Genomic DNA, 291 nt, shown 5'->3' with positions numbered 1-291 from the left:
TACTTTCAAGGAACATTATGACAAACTCCCAGCTGTTATGTCCTGGGATGAGTTTGGGTTCAAGAAAGGTGAACTCGCTTTTGTGGCTCAAAACTATGAGACCAACAAACTCATAACCATCCTTGATAATCGCCGTCAAACCACTATTCGAAACTACTTTTTGAAGTATCCATTGAAAGTACGACAAAAGGTACGGTTTATCACGATGGATATGTCAGGAGCCTATATGCCACTAGCTCGAAGACTTTTTCCAAATGCCGAAATCATTATTGATCGTTTCCACATCATCCA

At 40.2% G+C, this 291-nt stretch carries 1 protein-coding gene; it reads left to right on the top strand.

Features of this window, described 5'->3' with window-relative positions; all coding sequences use genetic code 11:
* Window positions 1–291, top strand: a 291-nt coding sequence (locus tag HMPREF2607_RS05940; RefSeq protein ID WP_070476317.1) for a transposase, incomplete at both ends; no start/stop codon positions are given.

This window comes from Streptococcus sp. HMSC078H03 (assembly GCF_001808655.1).
Lineage (GTDB): Bacteria > Bacillota > Bacilli > Lactobacillales > Streptococcaceae > Streptococcus > Streptococcus salivarius_G.
Note: the sequence above shows the minus strand (reverse complement) of the source record. Positions and strands in the feature narration are given on the sequence as shown.